Source organism: Rothia sp. ZJ1223 (genome assembly GCF_016900985.1).
Classification (GTDB): domain Bacteria; phylum Actinomycetota; class Actinomycetes; order Actinomycetales; family Micrococcaceae; genus Rothia.
In genome coordinates this window covers 247,110-267,253 of sequence record NZ_JAFEUT010000004.1, presented here as the reverse complement: position 1 = coordinate 267,253, position 20,144 = coordinate 247,110, and the positions used below count along the sequence as shown (strand labels likewise).

21 protein-coding genes are annotated in these 20,144 nt (G+C 54.7%); 11 read left to right on the top strand and 10 right to left on the bottom strand.

All coding sequences use genetic code 11. The features are described from left to right. Nucleotides 1-321: 321 nt before the first annotated feature. The 6 genes from JTP09_RS07110 to JTP09_RS07085 form a co-directional block, all read right to left on the bottom strand. A complete protein-coding gene (locus JTP09_RS07110; protein WP_204877752.1) occupies nucleotides 322-1,161 on the bottom strand; it encodes a shikimate 5-dehydrogenase in 840 nt (279 codons plus the stop codon). Further along, nucleotides 1,161-1,469: a glutaredoxin domain-containing protein gene (locus JTP09_RS07105; protein WP_239478976.1), complete on the bottom strand. Its 309-nt coding sequence runs from the start codon at nucleotides 1,467-1,469 to the stop codon at nucleotides 1,161-1,163. Before JTP09_RS07105 ends, JTP09_RS07110 begins: the two co-directional genes overlap by 1 nt. A 121-nt stretch (nucleotides 1,470-1,590) precedes the next feature. Then, nucleotides 1,591-1,779, bottom strand: coding sequence for a CsbD family protein (locus JTP09_RS07100; protein ID WP_204877751.1), 189 nt, complete (start codon nucleotides 1,777-1,779; stop codon nucleotides 1,591-1,593). A gap of 84 nt (nucleotides 1,780-1,863) precedes the next feature. After that, nucleotides 1,864-2,025: a ribosome recycling factor gene (locus tag JTP09_RS07095; protein WP_239478971.1), complete on the bottom strand. Its 162-nt coding sequence runs from the start codon at nucleotides 2,023-2,025 to the stop codon at nucleotides 1,864-1,866. 148 nt (nucleotides 2,026-2,173) lie between these two features. Then, nucleotides 2,174-3,520 carry a galactokinase family protein gene (locus JTP09_RS07090; RefSeq protein ID WP_204877750.1) on the bottom strand — a complete coding sequence of 449 codons (1,347 nt, stop codon included), beginning with the start codon at nucleotides 3,518-3,520 and terminating at the stop codon, nucleotides 2,174-2,176. A 68-nt stretch (nucleotides 3,521-3,588) separates the two neighbouring features. After that, a complete protein-coding gene (locus JTP09_RS07085; RefSeq protein WP_204877749.1) occupies nucleotides 3,589-4,176 on the bottom strand; it encodes a TetR/AcrR family transcriptional regulator in 588 nt (195 codons plus the stop codon). A gap of 148 nt (nucleotides 4,177-4,324) precedes the next feature. On the opposite strand from JTP09_RS07085, the gene JTP09_RS07080 reads away from it, so the two are divergent. From JTP09_RS07080 to JTP09_RS07065, 4 genes are all read left to right on the top strand, one after another. Continuing rightward, nucleotides 4,325-4,993, top strand: coding sequence for a hypothetical protein (locus JTP09_RS07080; RefSeq protein WP_204877748.1), 669 nt, complete (start codon nucleotides 4,325-4,327; stop codon nucleotides 4,991-4,993). Next, nucleotides 4,990-5,601: a hypothetical protein gene (locus JTP09_RS07075; RefSeq protein WP_204877747.1), complete on the top strand. Its 612-nt coding sequence runs from the start codon at nucleotides 4,990-4,992 to the stop codon at nucleotides 5,599-5,601. The genes JTP09_RS07080 and JTP09_RS07075 overlap by 4 nt, the downstream gene beginning before the upstream one ends. Before the next feature lie 374 nt (nucleotides 5,602-5,975). Continuing rightward, nucleotides 5,976-6,356: a hypothetical protein gene (locus tag JTP09_RS07070; RefSeq protein WP_204877746.1), complete on the top strand. Its 381-nt coding sequence runs from the start codon at nucleotides 5,976-5,978 to the stop codon at nucleotides 6,354-6,356. A gap of 12 nt (nucleotides 6,357-6,368) precedes the next feature. Further along, a complete protein-coding gene (locus tag JTP09_RS07065; RefSeq protein WP_204877745.1) occupies nucleotides 6,369-6,695 on the top strand; it encodes a hypothetical protein in 327 nt (108 codons plus the stop codon). 84 nt (nucleotides 6,696-6,779) lie between these two features. On the opposite strand, the gene JTP09_RS07060 is transcribed toward JTP09_RS07065, so the two are convergent. Next, a complete protein-coding gene (locus JTP09_RS07060; RefSeq protein ID WP_204877744.1) occupies nucleotides 6,780-7,280 on the bottom strand; it encodes a MarR family winged helix-turn-helix transcriptional regulator in 501 nt (166 codons plus the stop codon). Between the two features lie 102 nt (nucleotides 7,281-7,382). Between JTP09_RS07060 and JTP09_RS07055 the strand changes: the two genes are divergently transcribed. The 4 genes from JTP09_RS07055 to JTP09_RS07040 all read left to right on the top strand — a co-directional run bounded on the left by JTP09_RS07055 (nucleotide 7,383) and on the right by JTP09_RS07040 (nucleotide 10,621). Further along, nucleotides 7,383-7,865: a CrcB family protein gene (locus tag JTP09_RS07055; RefSeq protein ID WP_239479061.1), complete on the top strand. Its 483-nt coding sequence runs from the start codon at nucleotides 7,383-7,385 to the stop codon at nucleotides 7,863-7,865. Continuing rightward, nucleotides 7,862-8,266, top strand: coding sequence for a CrcB family protein (locus JTP09_RS07050; protein WP_204877742.1), 405 nt, complete (start codon nucleotides 7,862-7,864; stop codon nucleotides 8,264-8,266). Before JTP09_RS07055 ends, JTP09_RS07050 begins: the two co-directional genes overlap by 4 nt. Nucleotides 8,267-8,360: 94 nt before the next feature. Continuing rightward, the gene (locus JTP09_RS07045) at nucleotides 8,361-8,951 is read left to right on the top strand and encodes a VanZ family protein (RefSeq protein ID WP_204877741.1); all 591 of its coding nucleotides are present in this window, start codon (nucleotides 8,361-8,363) and stop codon (nucleotides 8,949-8,951) included. A 194-nt stretch (nucleotides 8,952-9,145) separates the two neighbouring features. Further along, a complete protein-coding gene (locus tag JTP09_RS07040; protein WP_204877740.1) occupies nucleotides 9,146-10,621 on the top strand; it encodes an amino acid permease in 1,476 nt (491 codons plus the stop codon). 523 nt (nucleotides 10,622-11,144) lie between these two features. Here JTP09_RS07040 and JTP09_RS07035 read toward each other — a convergent pair. From JTP09_RS07035 to JTP09_RS07025, 3 genes are all read right to left on the bottom strand, one after another. Further along, complete coding sequence (locus JTP09_RS07035) at nucleotides 11,145-12,635, bottom strand: family 16 glycosylhydrolase (RefSeq protein ID WP_204877739.1); 1,491 nt, start codon at nucleotides 12,633-12,635, stop codon at nucleotides 11,145-11,147. A gap of 975 nt (nucleotides 12,636-13,610) precedes the next feature. Next, a complete protein-coding gene (argE, locus tag JTP09_RS07030; protein WP_204877738.1) occupies nucleotides 13,611-14,825 on the bottom strand; it encodes an acetylornithine deacetylase in 1,215 nt (404 codons plus the stop codon). Between the two features lie 134 nt (nucleotides 14,826-14,959). Next, nucleotides 14,960-15,493: a flavin reductase family protein gene (locus JTP09_RS07025; RefSeq protein WP_204877737.1), complete on the bottom strand. Its 534-nt coding sequence runs from the start codon at nucleotides 15,491-15,493 to the stop codon at nucleotides 14,960-14,962. Between the two features lie 330 nt (nucleotides 15,494-15,823). On the opposite strand from JTP09_RS07025, the gene JTP09_RS07020 reads away from it, so the two are divergent. From JTP09_RS07020 to JTP09_RS07010, 3 genes are all read left to right on the top strand, one after another. Continuing rightward, complete coding sequence (locus tag JTP09_RS07020; protein WP_204877736.1) at nucleotides 15,824-16,342, top strand: gluconokinase; 519 nt, start codon at nucleotides 15,824-15,826, stop codon at nucleotides 16,340-16,342. A gap of 50 nt (nucleotides 16,343-16,392) precedes the next feature. Further along, the gene (locus tag JTP09_RS07015; protein ID WP_204877735.1) at nucleotides 16,393-17,796 is read left to right on the top strand and encodes a GntP family permease; all 1,404 of its coding nucleotides are present in this window, start codon (nucleotides 16,393-16,395) and stop codon (nucleotides 17,794-17,796) included. Nucleotides 17,797-18,098: 302 nt separating this feature from the next. After that, nucleotides 18,099-20,141, top strand: a complete 2,043-nt coding sequence (locus JTP09_RS07010; protein ID WP_204877734.1) for a DUF6541 family protein — start codon at nucleotides 18,099-18,101, stop codon at nucleotides 20,139-20,141. Nucleotides 20,142-20,144: the final 3 nt, after the last annotated feature.

The window sequence follows — 20,144 nt, the reverse complement described above, 5'->3', positions numbered from 1 at the left end:
TCTTACTTTTCGCGGTCACCCCGTGGGAAAACCGGGTTGTCGCGGACGCGTCAAGTTCCTGAGCATCTGGCCGCTCTTCAACCTCAGCGGAGCGGTGGTTAGCTTGCTCATTCTCTCAGGTATTTTGCTGGTTTCAGCCCTGCCTGCTGCCATTGCCACCGTGGGTGGGACAGCCATCACCGGGGTAGCCTGGACGGTAGCGACGCCGCCGGTGACTAAGCTGCCGCCCGGCACGTCCAGAAAAATACCGAGAGTACACTTTAAGACATGTTTTGAAAGAAAATATGTCTTAAAAATGCACTCTCGGCGGTGCAAGGGGCTTTAGCTTGCCTGCGCCTCTGCTTCCTCTACATCTGCCGCTGACACCTCAACGCCGGTGTAGAGCCTAAACTGCTCAGCCGCCTGCAGGGCGATGACTTCGCCGCCGGTAATAACCTCTTTGCCAGCTGCTCTGCCCGCCTGAATCAGGGGAGTCTCCACCGGCATAGCGACCACATCAAACACTATGGACGCGGCGTCGATAGCTACCTGGGGGAAAGAAAGTTCATGCTCCTTAGCACCCCCAGCCATGCCAATAGGAGTTACATTCACAATAACGGGGGTCTGCACACCTTCGGGTGAAGAAACCCATTCGTAACCGTATTTGGTTGCTAGCGCGCGTCCTGCTTCTTCATTGCGGGCAATAATGGTTCCCTGCGTGAAACCGGCATCAAAGAAAGCCCCCGCAACAGCCGCCGCCATGCCGCCCGAACCGCGCAGAGCAAAGGGTAGAGACGGATCAACCGTGTGGCTTTTCAGAAGAGAAGCCACCGCAATAAGGTCGGTGTTGTAGGCATGCAAGTAACCGTCGGTGTTCACAATGGTATTGACCGCGCCAATGACCTCTGCCGAATGGTCGATTTCGTCCATGAGTGGGATGACGTCTTTTTTGAAAGGCATCGATACGGAACACCCGCGAATACCTAAGGCTCGCACGCCACCAATAGCTGCCTTAATGTCGGTGGTGGTCATTGCCTTATAGAGAAAGTCTAGACCGAACTTCTCATACAGGTAGTTGTGGAACTTGATGCCGTGGTTTGAAGGGCGACCCGAGAGAGAAATGCACACCGTCGTATCGCGGTTGAGTGGTGGGCGTCCAACGAAGGTTTCTGATGAAGACATTATTTGCTGCTCTCTTCAATAAGAGTTGCTGCCTTTGAGCGCGTATCATCGCCAGCAGCCACAAATGTTTCACGTGAAACAGCTACGGTAGGCACAATCTCATTTCCGTCATTGACGCTCTTGATGAAGTCAGAACCCGCTGAATCCTCCCAAACATTCACCCACAGTGCCTTATCGCCCAGCTCGCCCAAAGACTTATCAAGACGCTTGCAGAAGGGGCAACCCTCACGCCAGTAAACGACAACACCGCCGTCCTCCATGAACTTTTCTGCCTCAACCTGGGTGCCCTGCGGGCGTGATGCTGACATGACTCTTAACTTTCTTATAAACAATGGAGTTACTGAAATACTTTCTAAAAAACAAAACGCACCGCAAGGGTATTCCCCTCCTACGAAGGGTTACCCTGCGGTGCGTCGCTGTATCAGAGACTTACTTGTTGTCAGTCAAAGAATCCTTGATGCCCTCTACAACACCCTTGACATCTTCAATCTTCTCTTCAACAGCAGCCTTAACCTGGTCTACCTTGCCTTCTGACTCAAGACGCTGATCGCCGGTGATGTCGCCACCAACCTCTTTAGCCTTGCCAGCCAACTTATCGAAAGTGTTTTCTGCGCTCATCAATGAGCCTCCTTTTTTACTGTCTGCGCCACAAAGCACGCAGTGAATCAAAAAAATTTTTACCGCTCACGCGGTGAGAGTGTTCTACTTACCGAAGCCTGAGGGCTTGTCGTTGATAATGCTCTCTGCCTTTTCAACGTGCTCGTCGGTAACAACCTCTTTGCCAGCCTTGTTATTGACTGCGTCCTTACCAGCGTTCAGACCCTCGCTGACTTTACCATTGATACCGAAACCTATAGGTGTCATCCTTTCATCACGCGGTTTCTACTCCGAAACCATTAGAAGTGACCCGCAACTCAGCGTTGCGGCTTGTTCTAAGCATACTGAATTTTTGTTTCTCTGGGAACTTTCTACAGATGTTCAGTTGCCAGCGAACACCTCCGGAGTGCGCTGCTTAGTGGTCGCGCTGCGCGGGGAACCCCGGTGACATCGGCAGAAATTCAGGGGACGCGTACCCCCACGCCGCGTAGGCATCGGCAACTGCCTGCGACACTGCATAAAGGCTGTCAGCTTCTACCAGCGCCATGACAGCACCACCAAAACCACCGCCCACAATGCGCGCGCCCAAGGCACCTGCGTCCAAACACGCATCCACCGCCGTATTGATCTCAGGGCGTGAAACCTGCAACTCATCGCGCATCGACACAAAGGACTCCGTAAACAGGTTGCCCAACTCAGACCATGCGGCGGGGGACTGCGCGTCCGCCACCGAAATAACGTAGGCGGCGCGCTCTACTAGACACATATCATGGAAAGCGTGACGCACCCACCCGCGCGGCGCCTCGGTGCAACGAGTAACGGAATCCATAGCAACCATCGCTTTGTTAGTGAGATCATCGATAGCAGCAAGACGCCACTGCTTAGCCTCAGCCTCACCCAACCCTGCACAGCGCAAATCATCGGGCAGAGCATCGCGCAGATAAGCCAACCCCAACGCCTGGGTGGCGCACTCCGTCACAGCACGACGCGCAGCGAACTCACCACCGGCAAGCTCATGCGGAGTATTAGTGTTAACCACCAAAAAACTCAGACCGGCACTCTCAAGATCTACATCAACCGGCTGTAACGAAAAATCACGGAAATCAACAACCAAAGCCTGACCGGGTGTCGAACGCAGCGATGCCGTCTGATCCAAACCACCCGTATGGGCACCTGCCACCTTATTCTCAGCGCGAATACAGACCTGAGCAAGACGCGCCCGCAACTCACCATTCGCTGAGCTGGCATCTAAAACCTGCTGACGCAAAGTAACAGAAAGATCCATGAGCGCAAGAACCGTTGAACACTCAATTGCCGCAGATGACGACAGCCCGCCACCGACCGGAACGTTTGAATCAATCATCAAATCCGCGCCGAATTCAGCAGGCAGGGTAATATCACCAGCCTCCTGATTCAACGACCAAGCAACACCGGCAACATAGGTAAACCAACCCTTAAGATTGCCCGGGTGAATATCGCGAATCACCACGGTGCGCTCGTCCCCAGGCATCTGCACCGACTCAGCACGCAAAACCCCATCACGACGCAACCTGCCCGCCACATAGGTGCGGTACGGCAGAGGCATAGGCATACACGAGCCACCCAAAAAATCAATGTACTCACCCAACAGGTTCAGGCGACCGGGAGCCGACCACACCCCATCCGGCTCTACACCGTACTTAGCCACAAACGCATCGCGGACGCGCGCTACCAGCACCTTGTGGTCAGGTTCAGATGCCCAGGCAGGCTCAATAATAGTCACGAGATGCTCCTTAGCGCTGAAAAAAGATACGCCCCCTAGTCTATGCCTTCTGACGAGACGCCGCGGGGTTAGAGCGAGTGTGAAACCAAAAACCCTCGTGCGACCGCTTCAATCGACAGGGCATAGTACGCTGGGGCAACAGTAGACAGTTCGGCGGCTGTAACCAGGGCGCGCGTCTGCTCTTCCTCAATGAGCGAAAGCATGCAGTGCAGCACGGTTTTCGCCGCAAGAGCGGGGTCGGACGCATCTGCCGCCCCAGGCACCTGCTCACCGAAAACAGCATCAAGGTCAGTGAGGAACACCAACCGCTGCGGGTGCAAAGCCAAAGCAAGACGCACCACCTCAGCACCCTCACGAATACCCACCAGCTTCTCGTAAACCCGGGCGGACGCGTCCACCACCGCCGTCACCTTCTCATCAACAGACACCGGTGTGGGCGAAGATACCGGAACATCAACCAAAAGACGCGATGCAAGGTGACTCAGCAGATCCTGCTTATTTTTGATGTGGTAGTAGAGGGCACCCGGAGCAACGCCCAACTCAGCGGCAAGACGGCGCATCGACAAATCAGCCAGACCATACTGCGACAGCACAGTAAAAGCTGTATCAAGAATCTTTTCACGGGTGAGCGCCATGCCAACCATTCTACCCACCACACATCCGCACCCCACCGCCGCCCGCTACCCCCCCCTCGTGGTGTGACCACCTTCTGCTTAGGTGTGACCACCCTCTGCCCAGATGACCAGGTTTATTGTGGTCACCTGAGCAGAGCATGGTAACAAAGGGCGGGAGTAGAATAAAAACATGCCTTACACAGAACTGACCCAGCGAGTAATCACCGGCGCACCCGCCACCCCCGAAGAACTCAGCGAACTGCTACAGGCGCCCGCCTCTCAAACCTTTTCTATCATCGATGCGGCATCATCACTGCGATACCGCTTCTTCCAAGCGACCATCACCACCCTAGAATCCACCGCCAGCGACGACTCCGTGGGGCTGCTCGACATCGCGCCCGACCTGACTCCCGAAGACATGACTACCGACATCGCCCGCTTCTCGGGCCACACCGGCACCCTCATCATTGACTTCCCAGCCCTCGAGTGCCACCGCCCGCTCCCTGCCATGACCGCTCTGCGCGTCATCGCAGCCACCCGATTCGCCGCACCGCGCGCCACCATCATCGTGGGTGAAGGACGCGCCCGTACCCTTAACTCCCTCCAAGCCCTCGCCCTGCACACAGCCAACGGTCTGGTGCTCAGCGACCGCGACGAAGAGAACGGACGCGCCCGCCTCGCGGAGACTCAGATGCTCAGCGACGGCAACTTCAAGGTCCTAGGCTCAGAAAACACTGATCTCGTCGCGGAACAAGAAGAGTACATGCGCGCTCAGGGGTTTGAGATCCCTGCACCAGCTGAATCAACGGGTGGATGCGGCGGTTCCTGTGGCTGCGGTTCAGGTGGTTGCGGCGCGTGAGTCCCGCACCAGGCACCGATGCTGACGCGCCCTCCACGGTGGCGTCCACACCTGCCCCCACCGATAACCCCCAACCGGTGAGCACTACCCCAACCACCGGCGGATCAGCGCGATTCTTTTCGCTGGGCGCTCGCGGAACCCAGACCGTTCGGTGGAGTTTTGTTGATACTAACCGGGAACTCTACGAGAACCGCACCCCGCTGCCCGGTTTTACCTGGCAGAGCCTTATTTTTGCTCTAGTTGTTGGAATGTTTGCCGGTCTTATTTTTGGGTTGCTCATGGCGCGTGCCGGCGGTTTTCCGCAGTCGCAGGTTGCTGTGTTGGCGTTGGTGGGTGCCCTGTCGCTGGGGGTTGGTTACGTGCTTGCCGAACTCATGGGTAAAACTGTAGAGGTACTGGGGCTCAGGCGCTTGATTTTCTTTGCTTTACCCATTGGTAAGGTGCCGGTGGCGGTGATGACTACCTTTGTGATGTCGTTTTTTATTGTTCAGGGGCAGTCCTATGTTTTTGTGCTTTCCGGTGCCCTCTACTTTGCCCTGTACGCGTTAGGTGTGATGATTCTGAACTATCGCAGTTATTTTGAGTCGCAGCGAAACTCTCTTTTTTAGGTTCTGCCCGCGGTATTCGCGGAGTTTCGAGCGTGCCCTAAACTATGAAATATAGCTCACACTACAGATGCCAATTACCTCTTGACTCGGTGCCACGCGGTGGGTGGATTTGCTCTGGATGCGGGCACCTTCTGTCCTTTGCACCATGACCTAAGGTTCACCAGCCAGCAGCGCGGCGAGGAACTCACTACCGCCGCCATGCAAGCTACCGTGGACGCGCTTTGTGGAGCCTGCGGGCATGTAACGGTCAAGAAATTCCCAGAAATATTCTCTACACTTGAGTAAGTACAGAACACAGCCGTATATGCCTTAATTGACATGCGTCCGTATGTGTAGACACCCGGATCTACGAACCAACGAAAAATAAAGGAACAATGGACTTCAAAGAACTCTCACCAGCATTTCTCACCTCCCTCGCAGCAATTTTTGTGGGCGCGATTTTGGCGGGCACCGGCTTGACCTTGGTGACAGTTCTAGGATGGTTGCTGATTCTTGGCGGCATCGGGCTGAATGTCTTCGCCGCCCTCGTCTCAATCCAGCAGGCTAAGGGCGCTCCGTTGCCTTTTCTGACTGCATCCCATGAAGACCATGGCGAATCACCAAGGGAGTCTGCAGAAGTTCAAGAAGTTGAACTGAATGAAGACCCAGAGCCTGACACCGAGTCGCAGCCCATCGTAGTGACCGATAAGACCGAAGAAAAAGACAGCTCGATCTTTCGTACCGTACGCAGAAAACCTGTTGGTAGCAGGAGCTAAGGCAAAAATCTTATGAACACTAAATTTCTGCTATCACCGGCGTACCTAGTCTCTGTGGGCGCTATGCTCGTGGGCGCTTTGCTCGCGGGGACCGCCTACATGACGGTGGGATGGATTCTGTTCATCACTGGACTTGCCCTCAACGCTATGGCGCTGGTTGTTCTCGCCAACCGCGAGCAGCTGCGCCGCGCGTCCGACTCTCAAACCCCTAGTCGAGCGAAAACCTCAACCGCTACACCCACGTCGGTCAGCAAAAAAGCACACGACAAAAAAGCACAGAGCAACGAGAAGCGGGGCAAAAATTCGCAGCAGACAGAGAAAATATTCCCGCAGAAATAGAGAAGTGAAAAAGGCAGGAGCATCACGCTCCTGCCTTTTCTGCAATAGTTTTTGACTAGCCCGTCTCACCTGCAGTGAAGGGTGTTAAGCTCCTGCCTCACCGTGGTGGGTTTTGTCGTAGATATGAGTGGCATCGAGAATCTTTGCATAAATGTTCCTGAGCACTGCGGTTTCCTCATTGCTAATGTTTTTGAAAACGATGTCGCCAATTACTGAGTAGTAGACCTTGTAGGCTTCAGAAAAAATCTCGTAACCTTTATCGGTAATGCTGACTGCTAGGCCTCGTCTGTCTTTGTCTGCTTTGCACTTGTGAACCAGCCCCTGTTTAACCAGCGAATTGATCTGGTAGGTCAAGCGCGAAGGTGAAATGCGCAGGGAATGAGAGAGTACGCCCATGCGCAACTCTCCGCTGTTAATAGCGTCGGGAGATTCTACCAGTAAGTGCAACAGCTTGTAGTCAACGAGCCTAATACCGGCACGTTTTTTGAGCGTGCGGTCGGTGAGTTCCCGCAGGTAATCACCGGAATCTATATAGAGCTGCCACAGATCAACGGGTGAGAGGGAGGTCTCATCGGTGTTTGGCATAGTTTTTGATGTCACCTTTCCCCGTAAGTACGAATCGCAGATTAATCTAATAAGTATTATCAATACTAATTACTGGCAGTAGTTGTGGGTGCTATATCTGGCATGTTTTCGGCGGCGGTGCACACATTGAGGGGTGAAATTTTGAAATTACACAAAATTCCACCTGGAGCCTGGGTTTTTGTTGGGGGAGGTGCAGGTGCCGTGACACGCTACTTCATCCTAGAGATCACCCCCTGGGATGGTCTTCTGATGGGGTACAAGATTCCCTGGGACGTCCTGCTCATCAACTGCGTGGGAGCTATCGCGTTAGGGTTCCTGACCGGGTACATGCAATCCGGGGTTCGTACGGGGCGGACGCGACCTCACTCCGACGCTGTACGTTTGGGGCTGGGTGCAGGATTCTTGGGCGGATTCACAACATATTCGACTCTGGCTATGGGAATCCTAGAGCTTACGCGCGGGGGAAGCCCGGCAAGTGCTCTTTTCTACGCGAGCATCAGCCTGCTACTGGGTTTCTTTTTATGCTGGTGGGCAATGATCGCCGGTGAAAGGTTCGCTCATCGCACCGTAGGTGATCTCTCATGACTTTGATGCTGACCGGGGCTATATTTATTGCCGGTGGGGTAGGTGCCTGGTGTAGATACACACTGGATAAGCTCATGAAATCTGCCCTGCCGCGCAAAACGTATCTTTCTATACCGCTGATTAATGCCGCAGGTTCGCTGATGCTGGGCGCGCTCGTAGGGGCACTGCCCTTATTCGCACCAGAACTCACCTCCTTCTCGACCTTCCCAGCCATCGCGGGAATTGGTTTTTTGGGAGCCTTCACCACCTTCTCAACAGCCATGGTCGAAGCTGTCACCGCCGCGAGGAACGCGCGTCCGGCTCTCGCCTGCTGGCTACTGTGCGGTCAGCTCATGGTGTGCATTATCGCTGCCTGGTGCGGTTTCTTGGCGCCATTTTTGATAACACTGATGAGAAGGTAGGTAAACACCACACCCACAAAAATTGATGTACCCGTGCCCAGCGCGTAGAGTGCAAGTCTGGTTTTACGTTTGAGGTGAAGAGGCGGTTACTTGCATGAACCTAGCTGATCTTTTAGTGCAAGCCGTCATCCTGTGGGTGGGCTTGGGGCTGATTCTGGTGCCCATTTACCTGACTACCAGCCACCACTGGAAAGAAAAAGTACAGCGACACTGGTACATCGTTCTGCCGCTTTTTCTGCTGTACATCTGCACAGTCATTTCATTTACTTTCCTGCCGCTACCTGATGACAGTGAGTTCAAATGTAACTCCAGCCTCTACTACCCACGCTTCTTTCCCGGATGGAGCCTGCAGTTTGCTTTGAGAGATAGCGGCGGCAACCTTTTATCTGCTTTGGCTAGTACATATGTTCTTCAGGTAATACTTAACGTGCTTCTCTTTCTGCCGCTCGGAGTCTTTTTGCACCGCGTCCTAGGATTCAATTTTCGCCCCTGTGTTCTGGTGGGTTTTGCTGCAACCATGCTTATTGAACTCACCCAAGCAACCGGGCTTTGGGGCTACTACGACTGCCCCTACCGCACCTTCGACGTAGAAGATCTCATGGCAAATACGCTTGGCTGCGCCGCGGGATGGATTCTCTGCGAAGCACTGCGCCTACACGGCAAACGCGAACTGCCCAACCTGTAAAAAATCACCTGGCTCACTAAGATTCAGGGGTCGCTGAGAACCATAAGAGGTGCTTAGTTCCACACCGTCAGCGCGCATGAACCCCGGCTTCAATGAATAAATATAGGGTAGTGTGAATATGTACTTTTAGCCCGCACCATCACCGAAGACTGGCGCGGCACGCAATTTTTGCACTCTCAATTTCAAGAGGAAACATGGCTTCACCAGAACACGTGAAAGACCCCAGCGACGCCTACGCCCACGAACAAGTTGGTTTCAAACAGGGGCTCAAACCCCGCCAAATCCAGATGATTGCCATGGGCGGCTCCATCGGCACCGGTCTCTTCCTGGGTGCGGGCGGACGCCTGGCGGACGCTGGCCCTTCCCTCTTTGTGCTCTACGCTATCGCCGGTTTCTTCGGCTACCTGATTCTACGTCAGCTGGGCGAACTGGTTGCCTACCGACCCTCGTCCGGCTCATTCGTCTCATACACCCGTGAGTTCTACGGCGAAAAATCCGCCTACTTCGTGGGCTGGATGTACTGGCTCTCCTGGGCTGCAACCGCCATCGTAGATGCCACCGCGATTGCCATCTACTTTCGCTGGTTTGGGCAGTACATCGAGGCAATCAACGATATTCCCCAATGGGCCATCGCCCTCGTTGTAGTGGTAGTTGTGGTTGCCATGAACCTCGTATCGGTCAAACTCTTTGGCGAACTTGAGTTCTGGTTCGCGCTGATCAAGGTCGGTTCGCTCGTGGTCTTTATGATCATCGGTATCTTCTTCGTCATCTTCGGAACCCCCAACGGTAACCCCACCGGGTTCTCACTCATCGCCGACAACGGCGGCTTACTGCCCAACGGACTGATGCCCGCGCTGGTAGTTTCTCAGGGCGTCATCTTTGCTTACTCGGGTATTGAACTGGTCGGTACCGCATCGGGTGAAACAAAGGACGCGCGCACCGCCATTCCGCGCGCCGTCAACACCGTGGTCTGGCGCATCGCAATCTTCTACGTCGGTTCAATTCTGTTGCTAACCCTGCTACTGCCGCACACCGCATACTCTGCCGACGAGTCACCCTTTGTGACCTTCTTCGACTCCATCGGTGTTGGATACGCAGCCCCCATTATGCAGCTTGTTGTCATCACAGCGGCAGCATCATCACTCAACGCGGGTCTATACTCCACCGGGCGCATTATGCACTCCATGTCGCTCAACGGCTCAGCGCCCCTGTTTGCCGGCAAACTCTCCCGCTCAGGCGTACCCTACGGCGGCATTCTACTCACCGGTATTGTTTCCATTATTGGTGTGGGTCTTAACTGGTGGGTTCCCGCTCAAGCATTTGAAATTGTGCTCAACATTTCTGCCATTGCCATCATCATTGGCTGGGCGGCTATCACCCTGCCCCATATGAAGTTCGTTGCCCTGGCTCGCGCGGGCAAGTACATACGTCCGCACTACCAGGCGCCCCTAGCGCCCGTGAGCAACTGGGTGACCCTCGCCTTCCTCTTGTCAGTGATGGTTCTTGTTGCTTTTGATTACCCGGTGGGAACCTACACTATGGCGTCAATGGCTGTAGTGCTGCCGCTAATGGCTCTGGGCTGGTTCTTTGTGCGGACGCGCGTAGCCGACGTAGCGGCACGGCGAGCTGACGCACATGATGACTCAACCACAACCATCACTCTGCCCTAAGACCCTCGAATTTTGAGAGTCCGGGGTTTTGATGCCCGGTTTCTTCCTTTGAAGTGGGGAGCTAGCGCTGATCGGAGTGCGGGATGGGGCGCGGGCTCAAGGAGCTGGACGCGGTCGTTAGCCTTTTTGTCTCGCTTGAGGTTCTAAGTGTTGCTTCTTGACCACTCGCGTCCGCCCCGCTCACCCTCTACACCTTATAAGCGCGATACCGTCCGTCACTGCCTGTCATCATAAGCCGTCTGAGCACTCGGTTATTCCCTACTGAACAACCCCTCACACGGCAAAGACCGCACCTAGCTAAAAGCTAAGTGCGGTCTTTCCTTTGAGTTTCCCTAATATCGGTGTGAATACACTAAAAATACAACTCAAACCGTTTTGCTGAGCAAATCTTTACGGAGGTTATATGCCAAACGGCCGCTTAGATAAATGCCACCGACCAGACCCCATTTTTCTGGCTCGGGGCGTAAGCGGCCGCTCAGCATACCGTGCAATAGCCAGTACCCCTACGGCTATGTACGTTTCCCTAACCCTGGTATGCCCACACGCGGACGTAGTCCACTTCGAGTGCGCAATCCCGGGTGCTATCAGCCATGCCACCCCACCAAGCGTTACCAGCCTGCATGCTCAGGCGGATGTTAAGGTTCGCTCCGGTGGGAAGCGCGGTTGCATAGCGCGGGTTGTTTGAAGAGACAAACATGTATTCAATGTCGTCAAAGTAAAAACGAATACCCGCAGGGGTCTTTTCAACGGCCCAGGTGTGGTACTCGTCTGCAAGTACCTGACCCAGAACCGGAATCATTTTGTTGTGCTTGGACTTGTTGCCCTGCTGCTGACCGTAGTGTACGGATGCTTCTGAGCGGTTGGTCGGGTCAAAGCTCTGCTTGCCTGAGGTGTAGCCGTATGACTCTGAGATGTCGATCTCGCCAAGCAGTTTGGTGTTGTCGGGGCGCATCCAGATGCCACCCCATGCGCCGATGTGTTCGGGGCGTGAAACGGGTTGCTTTGCGCGGTATTCGAGGCGGAAGTACTCTGCTGAGAACTTGCCGATGGTGTCGATATAACCGGTTGCCCAGTTGCGTACCTTGCCGTCGCGGTAGATGCGTTCCTGACCTGCGGGGAGCTTTTTCAGCCAGATCTTCGCAACTGAATCCTGAACGGTGACAGCATCTGAGAGGATAACTGCCTGATCGTAGCCAACATAGTCGTTGTTACGGATTCGCCACTTTGAGCCATCGACGGTGCCGGTGCCGTAGTAGGCGGCGTTGTCGAAGTCGTCTTCGAAGATGACCTGCCCCCAGCCGGGCTGAACCATTGAGCCACGGAACTGGCCCCATTCGCCTGCGGTTGCCTGTGAAACGTTGAGCTTGGTGGCGGCGGGAGCGTGGCGTGAAACGTAACCGCTGACGCCGGTGCCGGTGCCCTGGGGCATACCTGAAAGGGGTACGTTGATGTCATCTGCTGCGATGCGAATCGCGGGCTGACCTGCGAAAACAACCTGTGCTTCGAGGTGACGAGCGCGGGCGCTCAATGCCAAGTCGAAGGAGAGTTCCTGGTCAATGAGAGGGCGGGCAATGTTGAGAATCTGATGCTTGATGACGGTGGTTCGGTTGTTGATAATGCGCTCAATGGTGAACTCGTACTGGCGGTATGAGGTGATTGCCAGTGCTGCTGCGTAGAAGTCCCTGCCATCTGCTGAGCGGCGGAGGATCACGCGGGGGTAAACGGAGCCTGAGCGGGGTGAGACGGTGTCAAAGTGTGCTGATACCAGCGCGTCGGAGGGGGAGGGCTCGGGTGCTGGGATGAAGCGGGATCCGGTGCTGGGGTTTGCAGTGAACGCCTGCGCAAAGGGATTGACGTAGGTGACGTCGTTGATGGGGGTGAAGCGGAGGCGACCTGCGGGCAACTCTGCGCTGTTGAGTGCAAGAATGTTTGCATTTGCTGCAGGCACGAAGGCGAGGGTTGCTGCGCCTGCGATTGATGATGCTAGAACTGAGCGACGTGAAAGAGTAAGCATGATTTTTTCCTGTAGTCGGGGTACTCAATGGGGTACGTGTTGTTCGGGGATCGTTTGGGCAGTTGAAGTGCTAGAGACATTGGGGTGAATGTCTTTCGCTTGGGGTACCTTCTGTGCCTTGGCGACAGAGAAAAATCTATCAGGGATTTTCTTGCCCACCAGGTGGGGGACAAATAAAAAAGATGGGTGCAAGCCCTTGAGGGGTATTGGTTTCAGAAGAAACTATTGGTTTTCTAGGTAAAACAGTTTAAGGGACAAAATAAGTGTGTTATGCAACATATTTTGAAAGTGTGTCTTGTGTGGGTGGTTTTTAGAACGCTAATAAATAAAAAGCCAATCAATGTAAAGTAAAAAGGTTTTCTTAAACACGCTGTGTGTTAACGAAAGCAAGAATCTTCAGCTTTGAAATACTGGTAAATCCATTGGTCAAAGTGGGTAAAGAGTGGTTTTGTGGAATCCTGTCATCTCTATTTTCTGGGCGCAAGCAGAGAACATGGCTGGTGTAGAAATTGTTACCCAGTGGTAACGTACATGCCTACTGAGGGGCTCTTTTGCCTCTCGCTGCCGCTGAGCAGGGGTCAAGGCTGGTCTTGTAGAGCTTTGGGGGGGGTAAGCTGTGAGGTTCTTAAAGTGCCTGCCTGTAGTTTTGTCTCCTGTCCGGTGAATGGGGACAAAATTTAGTCGCTCAGGATGCATAGGCGTGGCTGCACATCACTAAAACGCGCCGCCGACTCATCTCTTTGCCAGCTTCTACCCGCTGTAAAAGGGCGAAACGCGCGTCCGCCCCCGATCTCAGTCAGGGGTGTGACCACCCTCTGCCCAGGTGACCACAATAAACGTGGTCACCTGGGCAGAGCATGGTCACTCCGGCTCCGTCCGACCCCTTCTGCCCCGCCCTGCGTGTCGGGCAAAAAAAGGGGCAGGACGCGCGGTGTTGCATCCTGCCCCCTTGGCTGGCTCACGGTTGCCCAGTGTTTATTTGCCTTGCGCCCAGCTCAGAATGTTACGCATAAAGTCTTCGCAGGCTTCGATTTGGGTGAGCTCAATCCACTCGTTAGGGGTATGTGCTTGGGCAATGTCACCGGGGCCGCAGACGATGGTTGCCACGCCCGCTGCCTGAAACTGCCCGCCTTCGGTGCCGTAGGGAACCTTAGCGCCCTCACCGATGCCGCCCATCTCGCCGCCGAAAGTGATGATGGGTGAGCCTTCTTTCGCGCCGAGGGCGGGCACGCGCGCGAGAAGTTCGTGCTTAATGGAAACCTGAGATTCCAGAGATCCGGGTTCTGCCCCTGAGAGCTGTTCGGCGCTGCGGGCGCGGGCGCGTAGCTCTTCGCCGAGGGCTTCAACATAGGCTTCGATCTCATCGATGACGGCTTGCGCGTCGATAGTGGGCAGTGCCCTGAAGTCGTATTCGAGCACGGTGTCTTGGGCGATGATGTTGTATTGTACCCCGCCGCGTGCCACGGTGACGCCGCCAGTCGAGAAGGGTGTGACGAACCCCCTATCGAAGGGGCCCTCTTCAATCCACCGCTGTGCCAGTTCATCAAAGAAGGTGATGAATTTTCCTGCTACAGCCACAGAGTTGACCCCGTGCGGGGCGAGGGATGCGTGCTTGGCAACGCCGCGCAGGGTGACGCGTCCGCGGTGGGCGCCCTTGTGCGCGGCGATAACCTGCATCATAGAAGGCTCACCCACCACGCAGAATTCGGGGGTGAGACCACGCTGTACCATGTCTTCGAGCATGCGAGGTGCTCCCACGCAGCCGATTTCCTCGTCGTATGAGAAGGCGAAATGTACCGGATGTGCCAGCTTCGCCTGGGCAAATTCGGGCAGCAGGTGCATGGCAACACCGATGTAGGCTTTCATATCTGATGATCCGCGACCGTAGAGTTTGCCGTCTTTGACGGTGGCGGTGAAGGGATCTGTGTTCCAATCTTGACCCTCAACGGGCACCACATCGGTGTGACCTGAAATCACCACTCCACCGGTGGTTGAGCCATCGTGGGCAGGCAACGTCACGAATATATTGGCACGCTCACCGTCGTCACTGTAGGTGTAATGCGGGGTGAAACCATATTTATCAAACTCGTCCGCTAGAATCTTCAGCAGACCTTTATTAGAGGTTTCACTGACAGTGGGTTCGGCAATCAGCTTTTCAATCCAGGGGAAGGAGTCTGGCAGGGCGCTCATAGCTACTTCTTTCATTTCTGTGGTGCTGTGTGATGTATACAAAAACACCGCACCTATTCTGCGGCGTTCTTCATTACCTTAAGAATGCCACCGACAAGGCGCGGTGTGCTGGCGCTGTTGAGTACCTGAAAAATTTAGTTGACTTCGCTGTGCTCACCGAGGGCGTGGAACTTACGGGCATGGTAGACCACGGGCGCCCCGCTAGTGTCGTGACGAATGAAATTCAGTACTTCGGCGGTGAGTAAGATAGCCGGACCCGCCTCGATCTTGTCGTGAAAACGAGCACGCAGCACTCGTCCTACTCCTTCAAGCAGGGGCTCGCCGGTGGGCAGCGTCTCCCAGGTGGAAAGATCTGCGAAGCGAGGGCAGCCGCTGGTCGCGAAGTTTTTGGCGAGCTGAATGTTCTCAGCCGAGAGCAGATGAATCAAAAAGGTGTCAGCTTTCAGCAGTTGCGCCGCCGAACCGCTGTTGCCTTTGAGCGAGAAGCTCACAATGGGCGGCTCTGCCGATACGGAGTTCACGGATGAGGCAGTGATACCCACCGGGTTGCCCTCAGCGTCAAGGGCGGTAATAATCGAAACGCCTGCGGGCTGAGCGCCAAACGCCTCTTTGAAAAGGTCGCTTACTGACGCGGTTTCGATGCGTGAGATTTCAGGTGCCAAAGTCATCATCAACTCCTTGTTGCGGCTGCAAATAACGGTGTTACATTCACAAAGACTAGAACCCATTGAGGTGTTAAAGCTAGGTTGTTTCGCTATATGTTCTTTAAAACCTGTTTATGACTTTATGACGCCAAAACTGCGGGTTCGTTACCAAGTGTGCTCACGAACCGCCGGTTGAGAGGGCATGTACAGGTTTTTGCGCGCGGACGCGTTTCCTCTGCACGGTCATGTTCTATAACGGGTGTATAACGCACGAGAACCGATAACTAACGCCGATCTGCGACATGCAAAGTCATCACTTCGATGATTGAACGCCCTCGGTATTAAGCTGAATTTATGACTACTCATGAACCCACCCATCTGGTGGTGATGGGCGTTTCAGGTACGGGCAAAACCAGCCTGGCTCTAGCCCTCGCCGAGCAGCTCAATCTCACCTTCGCAGAAGGAGACGATCTGCACCCGAAAGAAAATATTGCAAAAATGAGCGCGGGGATTCCCCTCAATGATGAAGACCGCGCGCCCTGGTTGCAACTCATCGCCCGCTGGATGCAAGAAACCGGTGCTACCGGTCAGAATACGATTGTGACCTGCTCCGCCCTGAAAAGGAAATACCGCGATACCCTGCGCTGTGCTGGTGGGCGCGTCCTCTTTCTTCACCTCGCCGGTGAAAAATCGTTAATCGCCGAGCGTATGAACGCCCGCAAAAACCACTTCATGCCACCTGCCTTGCTAGATTCGCAGTTCGAAACCCTTGAGCCACTTGAAGCAGATGAAAATGGCATTGTGCTTGATATTTCTGGCACCCAGCAAGAGATTATGCAGGACGCGCTTGCCCAGCTCAACAGCCTGCGCTAAAGATTTTTGAGGCAGCAACCGCTGCACATAACGAAAGAAAACACACAGAAATGAAAATTGAAGACTGGTCGCAGACCCTGACCGCGGGTCCGCTCCTTGCGATCGCAGCTGCTGCTATTGCCCTGCTCTTGCTGCTGATTATCAAACTCAAACTGCACGCCTTCCCCTCGCTGATTCTGGTGAGCCTACTGACCGCGCTTGCCGCAGGTATTCCTGTGGCGCAGGTGGTGCCGGTGATGCTCAACGGCTTCGGTAGCACGCTTGCCTCTGTTGCCCTGCTTGTGGGTCTGGGTGCGATGCTTGGCGTTCTCATTCAGACCTCCGGTGGCGCTCAGGTGTTGGCTACCAAACTCATCGATGTCTTCGGTGAAAAGCACGCCCCCATTGCGCTGGGCGTTGCATCTATGCTTTTCGGTTTCCCCATTTTCTTCGACGCCGGTCTTGTAGTGATGCTACCGATTATGTTCTCGGTAGCGCGCTGGGTGGGTGGCTCCATGCTGCTTTACGGTCTGCCCACCGCAGGCGCTTTCTCCGTCATGCACGTTTTCGCGCCCCCGCACCCCGGCCCCGTCTCAGCGGCAACCTTCTTCAACGCCAACATGGGCGTCCTACTTTTCGTTGGTCTTATCGTTGCTATGCTGACTTGGTATTTCGCTGTCTACCTCTTTAGTAAATACATCGGCAAGCGCATTCACCTACCCGTTCCCGCCATCCTCGGTCAAGAAGAAATCCAGACAGAACCCGCCAATCCGCCCAAATTCTCCACCGTTGTGTTGGTACTGCTACTGCCCATGATCCTCATCTTCATGAACACCGGCCTCAACACCCTGCTTTCCTCAGGCGTCCTGGCAGAATCCACGGCAGATGAAACCTGGTTCCAGTCCCTGCGTATGCTCGGTGAAACCCCTGTTGCCCTGCTGATTACCACCTTGTACGCCATGTACACCCTGGGCACCAAACGTGGCGAACACAAAACCCACCTGCAACACACCATGGAAGGCGCCCTGCCTGCCGTCTGCTCCGTCATTCTTATCACCGGTGCTGGTGGCATGTTCGGCGGCGTTCTACGCACCTCAGGTATCGGTGCGGCACTGACTGACTCCCTCGGCGGTATCGGCGTTCCCCTGATTCTTGCCGGGTTCCTTATCTCGGGCATCCTGCGTATCGCTCAGGGGTCAGCAACCGTAGCGCTGACCACTACCGCTGGACTGCTCGCACCCGGTGTCGAAGCAGGCGGATACAACCAGCTACAGCTGGCAGCACTTGTGATGGCAGTTGCGGCAGGCTCAATCATTCTGTCTCACTTCAATGATTCCGGCTTCTGGCTCATGAGCCGTTTTTTCAATATGGACGAAAAAACCACCCTCAAAACCTGGACTGTTATGCAGACCCTCATGGGTGTTTTTGCTTTCATCGTTGCGGCAATTGTCTTCGCGTTTGCTAGTGCGTTCTAAAACCAACGAGTGAAGGCTGTAGCCAGCTAGGAAAAAGTGGGTGGACGCGTCCGCCCACTTTTTCTATGCTCACAGCGGGTTGGGTACGTCCCACTCCCCGCCCCTCTTGCTTGCCCGACCTCCGGTGTGACCACTTTCTGTTCACCTGTGACCGTCCTCTGCCCAAGTGACCGCGTTGGTCGTGGTCACCTGGGCAGAGCGTGGTCACACCTCTAGAAGGAGGAGAAATAATCTGATTGCCCTGTAAAATTGGTATATTTGGATGACCTCTGCCAACTTTAGACCGAGAAGGAAAACAACCTATGTGGATCAACGCTTTACTACCTGCTGCGCTGGCACTGGTGGTTGTTTTCGCCCCCGGTCTCATGGTGACCATCGCAGCGCGACTCAAAGGCTTCGACGCTTTTGCTATCGCCCCGGCAATCTCCGTTGCCGTAGTTGCCGGCAGCGCTATACTCGCTCCTTTCTTCGGCTTTGACTGGGCACTGTGGCTGCCCTTCGTGCTCGCCCTTTTTATTGCAGTGCTCGCTGCCTTGGTAGTCTGGGGCTTTGATTCAGTGGGACTGTTGGACGCGCCCTCCCGTCGTCGACTGAACTCCACCGTGGACGCGACCCCTATGAGCTGGTCGTTCAAGGGGCAGCTCTGGCACTATCTCGCGTGGGCGCTGGCACTTATATTGCTTGTGCGTAATATGACTAACTCTTTGGGGAACCCCGAGTGGATTTCACAAACCTGGGACAACATCTTCCACCAGAACGCCATTCGATACATCGCTGATCACGGCAACGGTTCCGCGCTCTTTATCAACAGCATGGTCTCCGCCAATGAAACCCCTGCATTCTACCCGGCAGCCTGGCACGATATTGTTTCACTAGTATTTATGAACACCGAGGCATCTACTGCGCTCTCGACCAATGCTGTTGCTTTAGTAGTATCAGCGGTTGTGTGGCCGCTTTCGGCTCTCTATATGTTGCGTAGCATTTTTCCGCTGGGTCGCTTCGCCCTGATGCTTTCAGCTGTTGCCCTAGCGTCTTTTCCTGCCTACCCCTATCTTCTGGTGTTCTTCGGCGTTCTCTACCCCAACCTCTTAGGGTATTCGCTGGTGCCGGTTGGTATTGGCATGATGGCGCAACTCTTCCGCGTTGGTTTGGTGCGTCACCTTGCGACGGTGCAGACGGTGTACCTGGGCATTTTCGTCACCCTAGGTACCGCTATTGCTCACCCCAATGCGGTGATGTCCATGCTGGTTCTAGTGACCCCCATTTTCGCTACCCGCCTGGTGATGCAGATAGTTTCCGCGGTGCAAAAGCAAACCCCCGCTTGGGTTGCAGTGTTGCAGGTTTTGGGTCTGCTCGCCCTTTTTGCTGTGGTTTACTACCTGTGGGGAGTGGTACGTCCGCCCAAGGAAGCTGGCGATATGTGGCACCCTTACATGAGCCAGGGTGGAGCTCTGGGTGAGTTGCTGTCTCACCAGGTGCTGTCACTGACTAAGCCGCTGTGGTTGGTGAGTACGCTCTTTGTGGTTGGTGCTTACCTGCTGGTTACCGCCAAAAACCGCCTCTACTGGCTGTTTGGTACCTGGGTTGTTCTTGCCTATTTCTACATTGCGGTGCGCTCGTTGGATTGGGAGGATGGCCGTTACGATGTGGTGGGCGTCTGGTACCACGATTCCTATAGGGTAGCTGCGCTGATACCTCTGGTAGTTTTGCCATTTATTGCATACTTGGCACAGCATTTAGCTGAGTGGGCACAGAGAATTTATGCTGGTTGGACTGTGCGCAGGGTTGCAGCTGAGACTGCCTCGTATCGGGCGGACACGCGTCTGCGGCTTCTGCCGGCTGCCGGTGTAGTTGCTGTGCTTGTGGTGGGTGGTGCCCTCCAAACATCAGCGCCGTTGACGAAATTTATTGACAGTATTTTCTGGCAGTATGCCCCCGAAGATGAGTCACCCCTGCTGGGTCCTGATGAGATCACCATCTTTGAACACCTCGATGACTATGTTGAAGAGGACGAAAAGATTGTGGTGCAAGCGTTCAACGGTGGTCCGCTTGCTTACGCCTACACTGGTCGTGAGGTCAGTGCCTACCATGCCCTGTGGGACATGACGGACGATGAAGCCTACGTTTATCAGAACCTTAATGCCGCCAATGAGGACCCTAAAGTCTGTGAGATTTTAGAGCGCGAGAACTACCGTTACTACCTGGAATTTGGACACATTGAGGTCAATGAAGCTGACCATTCTGTCTGGTATCCGGGTTTCGAAGAGATTGTTGAGAATAATGTGGTTGAAGAGACCTACCGCGCCGGTGGTGCCAAACTCTACAAGATTACTGCCTGCGATTAGGCT

Bases quoted from the DNA above. Each gene is read 5' to 3' on its own strand.
- JTP09_RS07095 (WP_239478971.1), bottom strand. From the start codon at position 2,025: ATGACACCTATAGGTTTCGGTATCAATGGTAAAGTCAGCGAGGGTCTG.
- argE (WP_204877738.1), bottom strand. From the start codon at position 14,825: ATGAGCGCCCTGCCAGACTCCTTCCCCTGGATTGAAAAGCTGATTGCC.
- JTP09_RS07100 (WP_204877751.1), bottom strand. From the start codon at position 1,779: ATGAGCGCAGAAAACACTTTCGATAAGTTGGCTGGCAAGGCTAAAGAG.
- JTP09_RS07055 (WP_239479061.1), top strand. From the start codon at position 7,383: ATGTTTTCGGCGGCGGTGCACACATTGAGGGGTGAAATTTTGAAATTA.
- JTP09_RS07015 (WP_204877735.1), top strand. From the start codon at position 16,393: ATGAAAATTGAAGACTGGTCGCAGACCCTGACCGCGGGTCCGCTCCTT.
- JTP09_RS07025 (WP_204877737.1), bottom strand. From the start codon at position 15,493: ATGACTTTGGCACCTGAAATCTCACGCATCGAAACCGCGTCAGTAAGC.
- JTP09_RS07040 (WP_204877740.1), top strand. From the start codon at position 9,146: ATGGCTTCACCAGAACACGTGAAAGACCCCAGCGACGCCTACGCCCAC.
- JTP09_RS07080 (WP_204877748.1), top strand. From the start codon at position 4,325: ATGCCTTACACAGAACTGACCCAGCGAGTAATCACCGGCGCACCCGCC.
- JTP09_RS07110 (WP_204877752.1), bottom strand. From the start codon at position 1,161: ATGTCTTCATCAGAAACCTTCGTTGGACGCCCACCACTCAACCGCGAT.
- JTP09_RS07035 (WP_204877739.1), bottom strand. From the start codon at position 12,635: ATGCTTACTCTTTCACGTCGCTCAGTTCTAGCATCATCAATCGCAGGC.
- JTP09_RS07050 (WP_204877742.1), top strand. From the start codon at position 7,862: ATGACTTTGATGCTGACCGGGGCTATATTTATTGCCGGTGGGGTAGGT.
- JTP09_RS07060 (WP_204877744.1), bottom strand. From the start codon at position 7,280: ATGCCAAACACCGATGAGACCTCCCTCTCACCCGTTGATCTGTGGCAG.
- JTP09_RS07045 (WP_204877741.1), top strand. From the start codon at position 8,361: ATGAACCTAGCTGATCTTTTAGTGCAAGCCGTCATCCTGTGGGTGGGC.
- JTP09_RS07105 (WP_239478976.1), bottom strand. From the start codon at position 1,469: ATGTCAGCATCACGCCCGCAGGGCACCCAGGTTGAGGCAGAAAAGTTC.
- JTP09_RS07070 (WP_204877746.1), top strand. From the start codon at position 5,976: ATGGACTTCAAAGAACTCTCACCAGCATTTCTCACCTCCCTCGCAGCA.
- JTP09_RS07020 (WP_204877736.1), top strand. From the start codon at position 15,824: ATGACTACTCATGAACCCACCCATCTGGTGGTGATGGGCGTTTCAGGT.
- JTP09_RS07065 (WP_204877745.1), top strand. From the start codon at position 6,369: ATGAACACTAAATTTCTGCTATCACCGGCGTACCTAGTCTCTGTGGGC.
- JTP09_RS07010 (WP_204877734.1), top strand. From the start codon at position 18,099: ATGTGGATCAACGCTTTACTACCTGCTGCGCTGGCACTGGTGGTTGTT.